Source organism: Algibacter sp. (assembly GCF_039977455.1).
Taxonomy (GTDB): domain Bacteria; phylum Bacteroidota; class Bacteroidia; order Flavobacteriales; family Flavobacteriaceae; genus Algibacter_B.
In genome coordinates this window covers 24,027-40,939 of the sequence record NZ_JBDWDG010000024.1, presented here as the reverse complement: position 1 = coordinate 40,939, position 16,913 = coordinate 24,027, and the positions used below count along the sequence as shown (strand labels likewise).

At 32.7% G+C, this 16,913-nt stretch carries 15 protein-coding genes; 6 read left to right on the top strand and 9 right to left on the bottom strand.

Going from position 1 to position 16,913, the window contains the following annotated elements; all coding sequences use genetic code 11:
• The first annotated feature begins 52 nt into the window (after nucleotides 1-52).
• The 3 genes from rmuC to ABJM36_RS12365 all read left to right on the top strand — a co-directional run bounded on the left by rmuC (nucleotide 53) and on the right by ABJM36_RS12365 (nucleotide 2,358).
• A complete protein-coding gene (rmuC, locus tag ABJM36_RS12375) occupies nucleotides 53-1,444 on the top strand; it encodes a DNA recombination protein RmuC (protein WP_348451803.1) in 1,392 nt (463 codons plus the stop codon).
• Nucleotides 1,445-1,452: 8 nt separating this feature from the next.
• Nucleotides 1,453-1,719, top strand: coding sequence for a 6-phosphogluconate dehydrogenase (locus ABJM36_RS12370; protein WP_348451801.1), 267 nt, complete (start codon nucleotides 1,453-1,455; stop codon nucleotides 1,717-1,719).
• 93 nt (nucleotides 1,720-1,812) lie between these two features.
• Nucleotides 1,813-2,358, top strand: a complete 546-nt coding sequence (locus ABJM36_RS12365) for an acyl-CoA thioesterase (RefSeq protein ID WP_348451799.1) — start codon at nucleotides 1,813-1,815, stop codon at nucleotides 2,356-2,358.
• A 99-nt stretch (nucleotides 2,359-2,457) separates the two neighbouring features.
• Here the strand turns inward: ABJM36_RS12365 and carB are convergent, their stop codons facing one another.
• Complete coding sequence (carB, locus tag ABJM36_RS12360) at nucleotides 2,458-5,310, bottom strand: carbamoyl-phosphate synthase large subunit (protein WP_348451797.1); 2,853 nt, start codon at nucleotides 5,308-5,310, stop codon at nucleotides 2,458-2,460.
• A gap of 113 nt (nucleotides 5,311-5,423) precedes the next feature.
• Nucleotides 5,424-5,585, bottom strand: coding sequence for a 50S ribosomal protein L34 (gene rpmH / locus ABJM36_RS12355; RefSeq protein WP_034059443.1), 162 nt, complete (start codon nucleotides 5,583-5,585; stop codon nucleotides 5,424-5,426).
• A 294-nt stretch (nucleotides 5,586-5,879) separates the two neighbouring features.
• Between rpmH and ABJM36_RS12350 the strand changes: the two genes are divergently transcribed.
• Nucleotides 5,880-6,458, top strand: a complete 579-nt coding sequence (locus ABJM36_RS12350) for a DUF2892 domain-containing protein (protein WP_348451794.1) — start codon at nucleotides 5,880-5,882, stop codon at nucleotides 6,456-6,458.
• 12 nt (nucleotides 6,459-6,470) lie between these two features.
• On the opposite strand, the gene cls is transcribed toward ABJM36_RS12350, so the two are convergent.
• From cls to ABJM36_RS12335, 3 genes are read right to left on the bottom strand one after another with little or no spacing between them, the layout of a single operon-like run.
• Complete coding sequence (gene cls, locus ABJM36_RS12345) at nucleotides 6,471-7,922, bottom strand: cardiolipin synthase (protein ID WP_348451793.1); 1,452 nt, start codon at nucleotides 7,920-7,922, stop codon at nucleotides 6,471-6,473.
• Nucleotides 7,923-7,928: 6 nt separating this feature from the next.
• Nucleotides 7,929-8,849, bottom strand: a complete 921-nt coding sequence (locus tag ABJM36_RS12340; protein ID WP_348451792.1) for a lytic transglycosylase domain-containing protein — start codon at nucleotides 8,847-8,849, stop codon at nucleotides 7,929-7,931.
• 34 nt (nucleotides 8,850-8,883) lie between these two features.
• Entirely contained in the window at nucleotides 8,884-9,549 is a 666-nt protein-coding gene (locus ABJM36_RS12335) for an alpha/beta hydrolase (protein ID WP_348451791.1), read from the bottom strand.
• Nucleotides 9,550-9,664: 115 nt separating this feature from the next.
• Here ABJM36_RS12335 and ABJM36_RS12330 point away from each other — a divergent pair, with 115 nt between their 5' ends.
• Nucleotides 9,665-9,961, top strand: coding sequence for an N-acetyltransferase (locus ABJM36_RS12330; RefSeq protein ID WP_092852019.1), 297 nt, complete (start codon nucleotides 9,665-9,667; stop codon nucleotides 9,959-9,961).
• Between the two features lie 56 nt (nucleotides 9,962-10,017).
• Here the strand turns inward: ABJM36_RS12330 and ABJM36_RS12325 are convergent, their stop codons facing one another.
• Both ABJM36_RS12325 and mtaB read right to left on the bottom strand, forming a co-directional pair.
• Entirely contained in the window at nucleotides 10,018-10,407 is a 390-nt protein-coding gene (locus ABJM36_RS12325) for a hypothetical protein (protein ID WP_348451790.1), read from the bottom strand.
• A 120-nt stretch (nucleotides 10,408-10,527) separates the two neighbouring features.
• Nucleotides 10,528-11,856: a tRNA (N(6)-L-threonylcarbamoyladenosine(37)-C(2))-methylthiotransferase MtaB gene (mtaB, locus tag ABJM36_RS12320; protein ID WP_348451789.1), complete on the bottom strand. Its 1,329-nt coding sequence runs from the start codon at nucleotides 11,854-11,856 to the stop codon at nucleotides 10,528-10,530.
• Between the two features lie 88 nt (nucleotides 11,857-11,944).
• On the opposite strand from mtaB, the gene ABJM36_RS12315 reads away from it, so the two are divergent.
• Nucleotides 11,945-13,564, top strand: a complete 1,620-nt coding sequence (locus tag ABJM36_RS12315) for an ABC transporter substrate-binding protein (RefSeq protein WP_348451788.1) — start codon at nucleotides 11,945-11,947, stop codon at nucleotides 13,562-13,564.
• Here ABJM36_RS12315 and ABJM36_RS12310 read toward each other — a convergent pair.
• Nucleotides 13,561-13,896, bottom strand: coding sequence for a hypothetical protein (locus ABJM36_RS12310; protein WP_348451787.1), 336 nt, complete (start codon nucleotides 13,894-13,896; stop codon nucleotides 13,561-13,563). The genes ABJM36_RS12315 and ABJM36_RS12310 overlap by 4 nt on opposite strands.
• A 130-nt stretch (nucleotides 13,897-14,026) precedes the next feature.
• A complete protein-coding gene (locus tag ABJM36_RS12305) occupies nucleotides 14,027-16,804 on the bottom strand; it encodes a bifunctional aconitate hydratase 2/2-methylisocitrate dehydratase (RefSeq protein ID WP_348451786.1) in 2,778 nt (925 codons plus the stop codon).
• Nucleotides 16,805-16,913: the final 109 nt, after the last annotated feature.

Sequence of the window (16,913 nt, the reverse complement as noted above, 5' to 3'; positions counted from 1 at the left end):
ACTAGAAGTTCAAACTAAAAAAATTATCTTTGATTTTATCACACTTTTCTAAATGAACGACAGTCTTATTCTCATTATCGCAATACTAATTTCCGCAGCTATAGGTGGTTATTTAGGTATGCTTTTCACAAAACTTAAAAGTAAAAGCGAACAAAGTACCCTTGAAGAACGCAATACCAACCTTCAACTACAAATTGATGATTTAAAAGCATATCATCAATCTGAAAATGAAAAACAAAACAACAATTTTTCAAGTCAAATTGAAGAACTGCGTCAGGTTATTTCTAAAACAGAATCAGAACGCGAAGATATTCGACGCGAGAAAGATTTTTTAAACACCGAATTGGCTAGAAAAAATTCTGAATTCGAAAACCTTCAAGAATTAAACTTAAAACGCGATAAAGAATTAGAGCTACGCCAAGAACAACTTCGTAAAGATTTTGAACTATTGGCTACTAAAATACTTGATGAAAAATCGGAGAAATTCACACTACAGAATAAAGAAAACATTAAAAACATTTTAAATCCGCTTCAAGAAAAAATTAAAACTTTTGAAGAAAAGGTAGATTTAACACAGAAGGAAAGCATTAGTATGCATTCGGCTTTAAAGGAGCAATTGTTAGGTTTAAAAGATTTAAATCAACAAATGACAAAAGAAGCCACTAACCTCACTAGAGCTTTAAAAGGCGATAGTAAAATGCAAGGAAATTGGGGCGAATTAGTTTTAGAACGCGTTTTAGAAAAGTCTGGACTAGAGAAAGATAGAGAATATTTTGTACAACAAAATTTTACTCGCGAAGATGGAACCCGAGTATTACCTGATGTGGTTTTAAATCTTCCGGATGGAAAAAAGATGATTATTGATAGTAAAGTATCTTTAACAGATTACGAACGATTGGTAAATGCAGATGATGATGATAAAGCCTTGCACTTAAAAGCGCATGTTAATTCTATTAGAAGACATGTGGATCAACTTTCTGAAAAAAACTATCAAGATTTATACGATATAGAATCACCAGACTTTGTCTTGTTATTTATCCCCATAGAGCCTGCATTTGCAGTAGTTGTAAATGAAGACAACTCCATTTACAACAAAGCTTTTGAGAAAAATATTGTTATTGTAACACCATCTACACTATTGGCTACATTACGTACTATTGATAGCATGTGGAATAACGAAAAACAACAACGTAATGCCATTGAAATAGCCAAACAAGCTGGGAATTTGTATGATAAGTTTGAAGGCTTAATGAAAGATTTAATTGGTGTAGGTAAAAAAATTGATGCTTCTAAAGTGGACTATAATTCTGCCATGAATAAGTTGTTTGAAGGTCGAGGCAATTTAATTACCAGTGTTGAAAAACTTAAGAAGATGGGTGCGAAAGCTAAAAAATCACTTCCAGAAGCTATAATTAAACGTGCACAAGGCGATGACGGTATCTAAATGTATTTATGAAATTTCTATTTAAAACATTTATAGCTTTCCTTTTAATAGTAGCAGGATATTTCAGCTTTATATCTTTTGTACATTATAATGAAGGTGTTCGCGCTAGCAAACTCGTTAAAATTAGCAGCAGAGGTATGCTTTTTAAAATTTGGGAAGGCGAAATAAGCCAAGAGCTATCTGAATCCCAAATATTTATTTTTTCGGTTGAAGACCATCAAAAAGAAGGTATTGAAGACCTCACAAAGTGTCAAGATAAGTTTGTAAAACTTTAATATTTTGAGCCTAACAAAACCTTATTTTGACTAGTAGATTTTAAATATTTTATAACAAACGTAGTAAAAGTAAAACACTAAAACCAACACAATATGTTTAAACACGCTAAAGATTCTCAAGTATCAATTACAGAACTCATGTTACCTGCGCACTCCAATTTTAGTGGTAAAATTCACGGGGGGCATATTTTAAATTTAATGGATCAGATTGCATTTGCTTGTGCATCAAAACACTCTAGGCATTATTGTGTTACGGCATCGGTAAACAAAGTTGATTTTTTAAACCCAATTGAAGTTGGCGAATTAGTAACCCTTAAAGCTTCGGTAAATTATACGGGTAGAACATCAATGGTAATTGGCCTTCGTGTAGAGTCTCAAAATATTCAGACTGGAGAAATAAAACACTGTAATTCGTCTTATTTTACCATGGTAGCTAAAGATGAAAACGGTAAAAACGTTCCGGTTCCTGGTTTAATTTTAGATAGCAAACAAAGCATTAGACGTTTTGCTAGAAGTATTGCTAGGCAAGAACAAACAAGAACGAGGTCTTCTCGCTTTAATTCTTCGGAATTTAAAATGGAAGAACATATTGACTTGATTAAATCGCAAAATGCCACTATTGAGTTTTTTGAGTCTTAATATACTAAAAGCATAATCTCAAAAACGATAACAACTAGTACTTTATCTAACAAAAAAATCCCGTATTAAACGGGATTTTTTTATATATAATACTTAGAATTATTTACTTAAATACATTTTACGTCTTGAATATAAATCGTAAAAGGCATCATCTTTTAAGCTGTCTATAAATAAGATGCTTTCTCCAGTACTTTTCATTTCTGGTCCTAGTTTCTTATTAACATTATGGAATTTATTAAACGAGAATACCGGTTGTTTAATAGCATAACCATTTAACTTTGGTTTGAAATCGAAATCTGTTACCTTCTTCTCTCCTAACATTACTTTTGTTGCATAATTTACATAAGGCTCGCCATATGCTTTGGCTATAAAAGGAACCGTTCTAGATGCTCTAGGGTTTGCTTCTATAATATAAACTGTGTCGTCTTTAATTGCAAACTGTATGTTTATTAAACCAACCGTATTAAGCGCTAATGCGATTTTTTTAGTGTGGTCTACAATTTGTTGCATAACTAAGTCGCCTAAGTTAAATGGAGGTAATAATGAGTTACTATCTCCTGAGTGGACACCACATGGCTCGATGTGTTCCATGATACCAATGATATATACATTCTCACCATCGCAAATGGCATCGGCTTCTGCCTCAATAGCACCATCTAAATAATGGTCTAATAATAATTGATTCCCTGGCATTCTGCTTAATAAATCCACTACATGCTTTTCAAGCTCTTCTTTATTAATTACAATTTTCATGCCTTGACCACCAAGTACGTAAGAAGGACGAACTAATATAGGAAAATCTAATACATCGGCAATTGCAGCAGCTTCGTCGGCTGTTGTAGCAATATCAAACTCAGGATAAGGAATGTTGTTTTCTTTTAATAATCTTGAGAAATGCCCTCTATCTTCTGCTAAATCTAAAGATTCAAAACTAGTTCCTAATATTTTAATACCGTATTTTGTTAATTTTTCAGCTAATTTTAAGGCTGTTTGCCCTCCAAGCTGTACGATAACACCTTCTGGTTTTTCATGTTTAATAATATCATAAATATGCTCCCAGAATACCGGTTCGAAGTATAACTTATCGGCAGTATCAAAATCTGTTGAAACCGTTTCTGGATTACAGTTAATCATGATGGTTTCATAACCACATTCTGCGGCAGCTAAAACACCATGAACACAACAGTAATCAAACTCAATTCCTTGACCAATTCTATTTGGACCAGAACCTAAAACAATCACCTTTTTCTTGTCTGTTACTACACTTTCGTTATCTGCATAACGGTTACCATTGGCAGTTTCCATATCACTTTCAAAAGTAGAATAGTAATATGGTGTTTTTGCTTCAAATTCTGCAGCACAAGTATCCACTAATTTATAAACTCTGTTTACACCAAGCTCTTCTCTTTTGCTATAAACTTGACTCTCCAAACAGCCTAACATGTGTGCTATTTGTCTGTCGCCATATCCTTTTTGCTTTGCTTCTAAAAGTAAATCCTTTTGTATGGTATCAATAGTAAAGGTTGAAATTTCGTTATTTAAGAAATGTAAATCTTCATATTGCTTTAAGAACCACATATCGATTTTAGTAATCTCATGGATTCTACTTAATGGGATTCCCATTCTAATGGCATCATAAATTATAAAAACCCTATCCCATGAAGCATAGGTTAGTTTTTCTATAATTTCGTCGTAATTTTTATTCTCTTTTCCATCGGCACCTAAACCATTACGCTTAATTTCAAGTGATTGCGTTGCTTTATGTAGCGCTTCTTGAAAAGAACGTCCAATACCCATAACTTCACCCACAGATTTCATTTGAAGTCCTAAGGTACGGTCTGATCCTTCAAACTTATCGAAGTTCCAACGTGGTATTTTAACAATCACATAATCTAAAGTCGGCTCAAATAAAGCTGAAGTCGATTTTGTAATTTGGTTATTCAATTCATCTAAATGATACCCTAAGGCTAATTTAGCAGCAATTTTTGCAATAGGATAACCTGTTGCTTTACTAGCTAATGCCGAAGAACGTGAAACACGTGGGTTAATTTCAATGGCAATAATATCTTCTTTTTCATCAGGACTAACAGCAAATTGCACGTTACAACCACCAGCAAAATCTCCAATATTACGCATCATGTGTATAGCCATATCACGCATTTTCTGAAACGTTTTATCGCTTAAAGTCATTGCTGGAGCAACCGTAATAGAGTCTCCGGTATGAATACCAATTGGATCCATATTTTCGATAGAACAAATAATAACAACGTTATCATTTGAGTCTCTAAGTAACTCTAACTCATATTCTTTCCATCCAATTAAAGCTTTATCAATCATAACTTCATGAATTGGAGAAATCTCTAATCCGCGAGTTAATAATTCGTCAAAATCTTCTTCCTTATATACAAAAGAGGCTCCTGCACCTCCTAAAGTAAAAGAAGCTCTAATAATTAAAGGGAAACCAAACTCTTGCGCAATTTCTTTTCCTTTTAAATAAGATGTTGCTGTTGCTTGAGGTGCCATAGGCACGCCAATTTTAAGCATTAACTCTCTAAACTGTTCTCTATCCTCAGTGATGTTAATGGCATCAATGTTAACACCAATAATTTCAACATCGAAATCTTTCCAAATGCCTTTTTCATCAGCTTCAATACATAAATTCAAAGCAGTTTGCCCACCCATTGTTGGTAAAACGGCATCAATTTGAGGATGTTCTTTTAAGATTTGAATAATCGATTTAGTATTTAAAGGCAGCAAGTAAACATGATCGGCCATAGCTGGATCGGTCATGATAGTTGCAGGATTAGAATTGATTAAAATAGTTTCAATTCCATCTTCTCTAAGTGAACGTAAAGCTTGAGTTCCAGAGTAATCAAATTCACATGCTTGTCCGATTACGATAGGACCTGAGCCAATAATTAATATCGATTTAAGTTTAGGATTTTTCGGCATTTTTACTCGTTATTATGTTGTATTTTAATGTGTTGCAAAAATAGTAATCAGCAGATATAAAAAAAGGCATTACCGTTAAGTAATACCTTTTAATTATCAACAATTGTTAATCATTATTTTTTATGTCTAGTTTCAGTTGAAACAGATAATTTTTTTCTTCCCTTAGCTCTTCTACGTGCTAATACCTTTCTACCGTTAGCAGAAGCCATTCTTTCTCTGAAACCATGTTTGTTTCTTCTTTTTCTCTTTGATGGCTGAAACGTTCTTTTTGGCATGTCTTATGTTTTTAAATCTGTATAGTAATTTATGAATAAATGGCTATGTTAAAACCGAGGGCAAATATACAAAGCCTTTATTACTTTGCAAATCATTTTTAAAAAAAATTTAGAAATATTTTTAAGAAACTTAAAACTCATGTTAGACCTTTATTTATTTGGGGTACCACTATACATTGTCAATTATCTATATGTATATTTTAATAAAATTTTAGTTTCTTTGCACTCTTAAATTCTAAAAGCAGTATATTTTAATATTTAAAAAGCGCTTTTTTCTATTATCAAAATAACATTATGTACAATAAAATTATAAAACTAATCATTGCAGCAGGAATAATTGCTTTTGCTATTTATCAATTTATAGAAGGTGAAATTGGAAACGGTATTGCCCTTATATTTTTATCTCTAATTTTTATATTTCTATATTTTAAAAATGAATTTATTTTACTCGCATTTTTAAGATTAAGAAAACAAGATTTTGAAGGAGCAAAAAAATGGTTAAACAAAATTAAAAATCCTGAAGCTGCATTAGTAACAAAGCAACAAGGCTACTTTAATTACTTACATGGTATAATGGTGTCGCAAGATAATATGAATGAAGCCGAGAAATACTTTAAAAAATCGCTATCATTAGGATTATCAATGGATCATGATATTGCAATGGCTAAATTAAATTTAGCAGGTATTGCTTTTTCTAAACGTAGAAAACAAGAGGCTCAAAAATTACTGTCTGAAGCACAGAAATTAGACAAACAAGGTATGCTTACGGATCAGATTAAAATGATGAAACAAAACATGAAGCAGGCAGCTGGTCCTAATCAACATTATGGTGCTGGTGCTTCATTAAGGTCTCAAAAAAGACGTGGTAGATAATATAAATAGAAATTAAATTAAAGGTGACCACAATCTACAATACGATTCTTTAATTTTTTCGAATTTAGACCTATATAGCCATTGATTTGGATTCACTTTTTCACATGCCTTAAGGTCATTTAAAAAATGCTTTTTTAATACTTTACTAGTATCTATATCGTAAATAAAAGCATTTATTTCAAAATTAATATTAAAACTTCTGTAATCCATATTAGAGGTTCCTACTGTTGAAAAAATATCATCAACTACTATCGTTTTGGCATGAATAAAGCCTTTGGTATAGCGATACACTTCAATATCAGCATCAAACAATCGCTCTAAATAGGAATTGGTTGCATGTTTAACAACCCAAGAATCAGATTTTTTAGGAATAATTAGTTTTACATCTACACCACTTTTGGAGGCCACTTGTAATGCTGTAATAATTTGATCGTTTGGCACAAAATAAGGCGTTGTAATATAAACATAATCTTCTGCAGTTGTTATAGCCGTAAAAATGGCTTCCATAATATTGGCCCAATCTGTATCAGGACCACTTGCAGCTATTTGAACCGCAACATCATTTTTACATGTTACTTCTGGGAAATAGGATTTATCTATTTTAAGATTAGTATTTGAAACAAAATGCCATGTAGTAAAAAAATTGATTTGCAATGATTTTACAGCTTCTCCAACTAGTCTTAAATGGGTATCTCGCCAAAATTTATTGTTATTTGCATTAACGTATTCATCAGCAATATTAATACCACCAACATAAGCAATAGCCCCATCAATAACAGCTATTTTTCGGTGGTTTCTATAATTCATCTTCCCTGTGAATTTAGAAAAAACAACGGGCATAAATGGATAATGCTCTACACCGCTATTGTTTAATTGCTGCTTCATTTTAGAAGATAGCTTACTTCCAACATCATCATAAGTTAACCTTACATCAACACCCTCGGTTGCTTTTTTACATATAATATTTAAAAGTTGCGTACTTATATTACCATCTTCAACTATATAATATTCTAAATGAATATGATGTTTAGCTTGTTTTAAATCTTCAAACAATTTTTTAAACTTGTCATCACCAGTGGTAAAAAGTTCTAATTCGTTACAAAGCGTTAAAGGTGAATTTTCATTACTATAAAGAAGTTTTACTAATTTGACTTTATTGTCTAGATAATCATCAACTTTTCTAATAGCCTTACCATCTAATTCTAACTCTTCATGTATTCGTTTTACGGTAGATTGGTTAAGAACTTGTTTTCTGTTGAAAATTTTATTTTTCCTATATTCTTGCCCAAACAGGTAATAAATAAGAATTCCTAGAAAAGGAAAAAACACTAAAACAATAATATAAGATAGTGTTTTAGTAGGGTTTACGTTTTTAAGAACTATAGTTATAACTGCCGTTATAGCTACTACATAATTAATTATTAAAAGAACACTCCACAAATCACTATTTAAAAAGCTAGACATAACATGTTAGTTATAATAGCCTTCCTTAGGAATTTCCAGATAATATTGTTTTCTTGATTTATTATTGAGATGCGGTTCGCGTAACCAAGGGTTATGAAGTTTTAAAACTTTATAATTAATCCCGAAACGTTGTGCAAACTTAGTAAAATCGGTTACTGCAGTATCTACTTCTACTTTATAGGTTGGAACATTGGTGTATAAATCTTTATCTCGAAAGTTAAATCCGTAATTTTTAGGATTCGATAAAATCTCCTTTAAAGCTACAATTCTAAATAAATAACGCCCTGTTTCTTCTCCTAATAGTAAATCGTAATATCCAGTTACATCTTGCTCGCGTAAACGTCTAGAAACACCTGCATTTCCTGCGTTGTAAGCAGCAGCAGCCAGTGTCCATGACCCTAATTGATCCTTAGCCTTGATAAGATACTTACATGCTACTTCTGTAGCTTTTTCTAAATTATAGCGTTCATCAACATTTTTATTAACCTCTAAGCCATTTTCTCTTCCCGTTGCTGGCATAATTTGCCATACCCCCCTTGCTCCTGCTGGAGACACTGCGTTTGTTAAACCACTTTCAATAACCGCTAAATATTTAAAATCGTCTGGTACGCCATGTTTTGCTAAAATAGGCTCTATAATTGGAAAATATTTTTTGGCACGTTTAAACATAAGTAATCCGTTTGATTGCCAATACGTATTTACCAACAACTCTCTATCCATACGTTCAAAAATATCAGGATTTTCAAGCGGCATAGGCTCTCCTGCAAAATCTAAATAATCTGGTACCTGAAGCGCATAAACATTATAATCATTTATTAATTTAGTTTCAAAATTTTCGTCTGTTGGAGCATCTTGTAACGCAAAAATAAATAAGCCACATAAACTTAATAGTCCCACAAACGCCAAGGCTTTCTGTATAATCTTCATTTTAATAAGTTTTTTATAAAATTACAAAAATAGTTTAGCTACCTATAATTAGTTTAGGTAAATTTTCGTTAAACCATTTATATTTATTTATAATGGCAATATGAGTACCGTTTTTAATAACGATACAATTTTTAATGTTTTTTATAGGGAATACTGAGTCTTTATCTCCATGGATATGAATGATATCTCGATGACAAGTTTCTTGACACCAACACACCATTTCTTTAATTGCCCAACTTAAATATTTATTATCATTTACGGATAAATATTTTTTATAAAGTTCAATTCTTTTGGCAATAGTTTCTCCAAAAACATAGTTCTCAAAAACATCAATTTTACTTGCTAATTTAGTAGGTACTAAAGCATAAGCCTTGGTAGCTTTAGCAATACGCATCCTATTAGGTAGCTCATGCATAGACTTTACGCTAGACACAATAATAAGTTTTCTAACTAAAATAAATTTACACATTTCTTGAACTATTACACCTCCAAACGATACCCCTAACAACACTATGTTTTCATGCTTTATTTTTTTACATAAACGGCGTGCATAGTCAGCAATAGATTCTTCTCCGAGTGGAATTAGCCATTCTAAAAAATGAATTTCAAATTGGTCTTTGGGCAATTTAATATATTCAAAAATTTTAGGGCTAGCTGCCATTCCTGGCATGAGATAAACATGTATTAACTCTTGAGACATAAGGCATTATGCATTAATTAACTTTACTCTGTCAATTATTTTTCGTACTTTTGCACAAAGTTATTGAAATAGTACTCACTATTTTAACTTTCCTACAAATTAAAACAAAATTAACATGGTTGAAGCTGCAGAATTAATTGACAACGATTTTCTTCGTCAATTTGAAATTAAAGTAGACAATGATTTAGCAATAATTGAATACTCATTACAAGAAAGGAAAATATTTTTAACCAAACTAATTATCCCAGAAAACATTAAAGATGAAGATTTTAAAAAGGAATTTTTATCACTTGTTTTTGAAGAAATAGGATCCCGCAACTTAAGTGTTATGCCTACTTGCCCGGAAATTGCGAAATTTGTACGAAGTAACAGAAAATACAAACGAATGCTTCCCGTTGGTGTAAGAATTTAAGTTTTAAAAACACATATTAATTAAAAAAAAGCTAAGGTAACAACCTTAGTTTTTTTTTATTCCTTTCCGTAATATTTTGAATAATCATTAGAAATTTTACTCAAAACCACGCCTTCATCTGAAACTAAAACCAATTCATTGTCCACATTAAATTGATAGGTCGCTTTTACTGTTCCGATAACTTCAATAGTATCATTTGCTATTTTCCATAAAAATGGGGAAGCTGAAGATGTTATTTCTCCAGAATCAAATTCAACTTTATTAATCTCGAAACCGGTATTCTTTTTCCCAAAAACTAACTGTAAAGTATTGGTTTGATCGCCAACTACTTCTACTTGTTCCCAAATACCACGTAAATTATTTTCTGCATCATTTACATCCTTTGTACAAGAAGTAACAACAAGTAATAATAGGGCAATTACCACAAATTTTAATACACGTTTCATTGAGAGACTTTTAAGGATAAAACCAAAAGTAATATCATGATAAAACTTAAGACAATTAAATCGTTAAAAAGCATTAAAGAGAGGTGAATTACCTTAAAAATTACATGAATACATTGCTATTTAGCCTTTTACTAAGGCGGCAACAAACTTTAAACGTACAAGACCATCATTGTCTATTTCTGTTAATTCCACTTGATGCAATGAATTTACCAACTCTGGATTCCAAGGTGTTTTTACTTTTACATAGTTTTCGGTAAAACCATGAATATAACCTACTTTATTTTCACTTTCAAACAATACCGTTCGGCTGGATCCTATTTGTCCCTCATAAAAGGCGCGACGTTTTTTAACAGATAACCCACGTAACATTTTACTGCGTTTACTTCTAACAGAATTAGGAACCACATTATCCATTGCAGCCGCTTCGGTATTATCACGTTCCGAATAGGTAAAAACATGTAAATATGAAATATCTAAGTCCGTTAAAAAATTATAGGTTTCTAAAAAATGCTCGTCTGTTTCTCCAGGAAAACCAACAATAACATCCACACCAATACAGGAATGTGGCATAACTTCTTTTATTTTAGCAACTCTATCTACATATAATTCACGCATGTAACGGCGTTTCATTTTTTTAAGAATAGCGTTACTACCTGATTGCAAGGGAATATGAAAATGAGGTACAAAAGCTCTAGATTTTGAAACCAAATCTATGGTTTCATTTTTTAGTAAATTAGGCTCAATGGATGAAATACGCAGGCGCTCGATACCTTCTACCCGATCTAACTCGGTTACTAAATCTAAAAAAGTATGCTCGTGTTTTTTATTACCAAATTCACCTTTACCATAATCACCAATATTAACACCAGTTAAAACAATTTCTTTTATGTTTTTAGCCGATATTTCTCTAGCATTCTCTAAAACATTGGCCATAGTATCACTTCGCGAAATACCTCTTGCTAATGGAATAGTACAATAAGTACATTTATAATCGCAACCATCTTGAACTTTTAAAAATGCTCGTGTTCTGTCGCCTATAGAGTAGCTACCTACGTAAAAATCGGCTTCTTCAATCTCGCAAGAATGTACTTCGCCAAAATCGTTTTTAGATAGATCATTTATATAGTCGGTAATCTTAAATTTTTCGGTTGCTCCTAGCACCAAATCCACACCATTAACATCGGCCAATTCTTGTGGTTTTAATTGCGCATAACAGCCAACCGCGGCCACAAATGCATCTGGATTAGCTTTTTGAGCTTGCTTAACAATGGTTTTAAAGCGTTTATCGGCATTTTCTGTTACAGAACATGTGTTTATAACATAAATATCTGCTTTTTCAGCAAAATCGACCCTATCAAAACCCTCATCATTAAAATTTCTAGCAATGGTAGAGGTTTCTGAAAAATTTAGCTTACAACCTAAAGTATAAAATGCGACTTTTTTATTCATTATAATTTGTTAATCTGAACTTGTTTCAAGGTAATTTAAAATTTATCTTTACCACTAAAAGATTGCAAATTTACAACTTATAACTTACATGAAAAAAACTATTAAAACACAACTAATCCACTTTTTATCAGTTAGTTGTATTTTGTTTTTCCTTTTTTCGTGCCAGAATAGTGCTTCTAAACAAAATGATCATCTCGTATTTCGTTATAACGAATACGCCAATATTAACACTTTAGATCCTGCATTCTCAAGAACACTTCAAGATAATTCGGTGTGCAACCAGTTATATAATGGCTTACTTCAGTTAGACAACAATCTAAACCTTTTACCCTCAATAGCTAAAAGTTGGAACGTTTCTGATGATGGTTTAACCTATACTTTTAATTTGCGACAAGATGTTTACTTCCATAATCACAAATTATTTGGCAAAGATTCCACAAGAACGGTGGTTGCTAACGATTTCACCTATAGCTTAAACAGATTAAGAGATGAAAGTATTGCTGCTCCAGGCAGTTGGGTTTTAAACAAGGTTGATAACTTTAAGGCTATTAACGATACTATTTTTCAAATCAAATTAAAACAACCCTTCCCTGCTTTTATAGGCCTTTTAGCCATGAAATATTGTTCGGTTTTACCTAAAGAAATTGTAGAACATTATGGCGTCGATTTTCGTGCTAACCCTATAGGAACAGGTCCTTTTAAATTTAAACGTTGGGAAGAAAACATAAAACTTGTTTTTAGAAAAAATGAAAATTATTTTGAAAAAGATAGTACCGGGAATAAACTACCATATTTAGAGGCTGTGGCACTTACCTTTTTACCCGACAAGCAAAGTGAATTTTTACAATTTGCCCAAGGTAATATTGATTATTTATCTGGTTTGGATGCTTCATATAAAGATGAATTGTTAACGGCCGATGGCAGACTAAGAGAGAAATACAACGAAACCGTTGATATGATTCGGGGACCGTATTTAAACTCTGAATACCTTGGATTTTATTTAGATTCTAAATCTCCAGAAATTCAGTCTGAGTTAATTAGAAAAGCCATTAACTATGGTTTTGATAGAAAAAAAATGATGCTGTATTTAAGAAATGGCATAGGAAACCCAGCTAATGGTGGCTTTATTCCTAAAGGATTACTAGGACATGATACCTCTATAGGATTTAGCTACAAACCTGAGTTAGCAAAACAATTGGTAGAGCAATTTAAAGCAGAAAGCGGTATTAGTAAACCTGAAATCACATTAAACACAACCAGTAATTATTTAAGTTTCTGTGAATTTATACAGCGTGAACTTGAAAAAACAGGCCTACAAATTAATGTTGATGTGTTACCAGAAGCAACCTTAAGATCCGCCAGATCTAACGGGAAAGTAGACATGTTTAGAAGTTCCTGGATTGCCGATTATTTAGACGCCGAAAACTACCTGTCTATTTTTTACAGCAAAAATTTTGCTCCTGATGGTTCTAATTACTTCCATTATAAAAATGACATGTTTGACAGCCTTTATAATAAAGCCTTTACCATAACCGACATTGAAAGGCGTAAACATTTGTACACTAAAATGGATTCCTTAGCTATGGATAAGGCCCTAATGGTACCATTATTTTACGATGAAGTTGTTCGTTTTACAAGAAAAAATGTAAAAGGTTTAGGCATTAACCCAATAAACATGTTGGATTTAAGGTATGTTCATAAAAATTAATTACCCTCTATATTTTTACCAATATCTTCTATTTCATCTTTAACAACTAGCATCGAGTTTTTCCACCTGTTTTCTAAAAACATGTAAAAACCCCACAATGAAAGTAAGCCCGCTGGTAGCCCTAAAAGGTTGGCGCCCCAGTTGCTATCCCAATCCATTCCCCAATCGAAAACATATATATCTAAAAGCGCTATAAGTATTCCAAAAACAAAGCTTGATGTATAATATAATACAACACTTAAAATAGCGTAAACCCATTTGTTTTGGTTGTATTCTTCAGATAAATCGTAAAACCGTTTACCAATTATGTAAATAAATAATAGTCCTAACATACATATGGATTTATAGTTGTAAAATTAAAAACCTGTTGTTTAAACAAACTCTTAAGATAACTAATACTATTAAAAACAAAATCCCGAGTCAAGACCCGGGATTTTCAAATATTATTATATAACCTTTTAATTAGCTTACCAATTGCTTTTGAGAAGGCTTAAACTTTGTTAAAACAATACCATCAACAGCTGCTTCATACTCTGCCATAGTAGGTGTTCTACCTAAAATTGTAGATAATACAACCACTGGAGTTGATGATAATAGGGATTCTCCTTTTTTCTCACCCGTATCCTTTACAACTCGTCCTTGGAATAAACGTGTAGATGTTGCCATTACCGTATCTCCTGGTTCTGCTTTTTCCTGGTTACCCATACAAAGGTTACAACCTGGACGCTCTAAATACAACATGTTCTCATACTTAGTACGTGCTAAACCTTTTGGAGCACTATCGTCAAACTCAAATCCTGAGTATTTAACTAAAACATCCCAATCACCTTCTGCTTTCAACTCATCAACAATATTATATGTTGGAGGCGCCACTACTAAAGGGGCTTTAAATTCAACTTTTCCGTGTTGTGCTTCAATGTTTTTCAACATTTGAGCTAATATTTTCATATCGCCTTTATGTACCATACAAGACCCTACGAAACCTAAATCTACTTGTTTAGTTCCTCCGTAGAAAGATAATGGACGAATAGTATCGTGTGTGTAACGTTTAGAGACATCATCATTATTTACATCTGGATCGGCAATCATTGGTTCAGCAATTTCATCTAAATCAATAACAACATCTGCGTAATAATTAGCATCAGAATCTGGTTTTAAAGCTGGTTTAATCCCTGTCTTTAATTCTTGGATCCTAGCATTTGCTTTATCTACTAAACCTTTAAGAACTTGCTTATCATTATCCATTCCCTTATCAATCATGATTTGGATACGGCCTTTAGAAATTTCTAATGATTCGATTAGAGTTTCTTCTTCTGAAATACAAATAGAAGCCTTAGCTTTCATCTCTGCTGTCCAATCTGTAAATGTAAAGGCCTGATCGGCAGTTAGCGTTCCAATATGAACCTCAATGATTCTTCCTTGGAATACATTTTCTCCTCCAAATTGCTTTAACATTTGTTGTTGTGTAGCATGAACAACATCACGGAAATCCATGAAACTTCTCATTTCTCCTTTAAAAGTTACTTTTACAGATTCTGGAATTGGCATTGTAGCCTCACCTGTAGCTAATGCTAAGGCAACAGTTCCTGAATCGGCTCCAAAAGCAACCCCTTTAGACATACGTGTGTGGGAATCTCCACCAATAATAATATCCCAATCATCAACAGTAATATCATTTAAAACTTTATGAATTACATCGGTCATGGCGTGATATTGCCCTTTAGGATCACGTGCTGTAATTAATCCGAAATCGTTCATAAAACTCATTAACCTTGGAATGTTAGCCTTAGACCTATCATCCCAAACAGAAGCTGTATGACAACCCGATTGGTAACCTGCATCTACAATTGGAGAAATGATAGTTGCCGCCATCATCTCTAATTCTTGAGACGTCATTAACCCTGTAGTATCTTGAGATCCTACAATGTTTACTTCAACACGAACATTAGAACCTGCATGTAATGTTTTTCCTGGTGTATTTCCAACAGCGTTTTTATTGAATATTTTTTCAACAGCTGTTAAACCTTGTCCTTCAACAGATACTTCTTTTGATGGCGCGTAAACTTGAGGAATATCAATTTCTAATATTTTACAAGCTAAAGTTTGTAATTTTTTACCGAAAACCACAGCATAAGAACCTCCTGCTTTGATAAACTCCATTTTTGGTGGTGTTAAGGCAGCAGAAATATCTTTTAACTCTTTATCTCCGTTATATAATTTTTTTGTTTTTGTATTTATCGTTAAGACCGTACCTGTAGCTACAGAATACACTTCTTTTAAAACTGGCTCTCCATCTGCATCTACAACAGTATTTCCATCTGCATCTTTTTGTTGTACCCAGTTTTTTAAATCGATACCAATACCACCTGTTACTCCAACAGTTGTTAAGAAAATTGGTGCAATACCATTTGTACCAGCAATTACCGGAGCAAAATTGATAAATGGCACGTAAGGACTAAAAGGAACACCTGTCCATAACGCTACGTTATTTACACCAGACATTCTAGAAGATCCAACTCCCATAGTACCTTTTTCAGCAATTAACATCACACGTTTATCAGGGTGTTGCTCTTTTAAAGCCAACAACTCGTTTTGCATCTCTTTGTTGTGCTCAAACATACACTGACCATGTAATTCACGATCTGATCTTGAGTGTGCATCTGCTCCTGGAGATAATAAATCTGTAGAGATATCTCCAACGCCAGCAATATAAGTAACTACTTCAATTTCTTCTTCAACCTCTGGTAACTTAGTAAAGAATTCTGCTTGCGAGTAACTTTCTAATAATTCTTTAGCAATAGGGTTTCCCGCTTTATAAGCATTCTCTAAAAGCTCCATGTCTGCTTCGTATAAAAACACTTGAGTTTTTAATACTTTAGCAGCCTCGGCAGCAATAGCAGCGTCATCGCCTAAAGCCAAAGCTAATAAAACTTCTATAGAAGGTCCACCTTTCATATGCGACAGTTGCTCAAAAGCAAAGCCAGGAGTAATTTCTTCAACTATAGATTCACCTAAAATAATTTCCTTTAAAAACTTAGCTTTTACACCAGCAGCACTCGTAGTACCGGGCAAAACATTATAAATAAAAAAGTTAAGAGAGTCTTCTCTATACTCATTATTTACATCTTTAATTTGCGCAATAATTTCGGTAAGTAATTCTGCTCCATCAATGGGTTGGGGATGTAGACCCTGGCCTTTTCGCTCTTCAATCTGGTTGAGATAGTCTTTATAAGTGTTCATAAAAGAATTGTTTTCAATGTTAAAATGACATGAATACTTATATTCAATGCCATGAAATATTATTTTAGTGTTGTTTTTTTAGTCCTTGCAAACTTAAAGAATTTAAAGC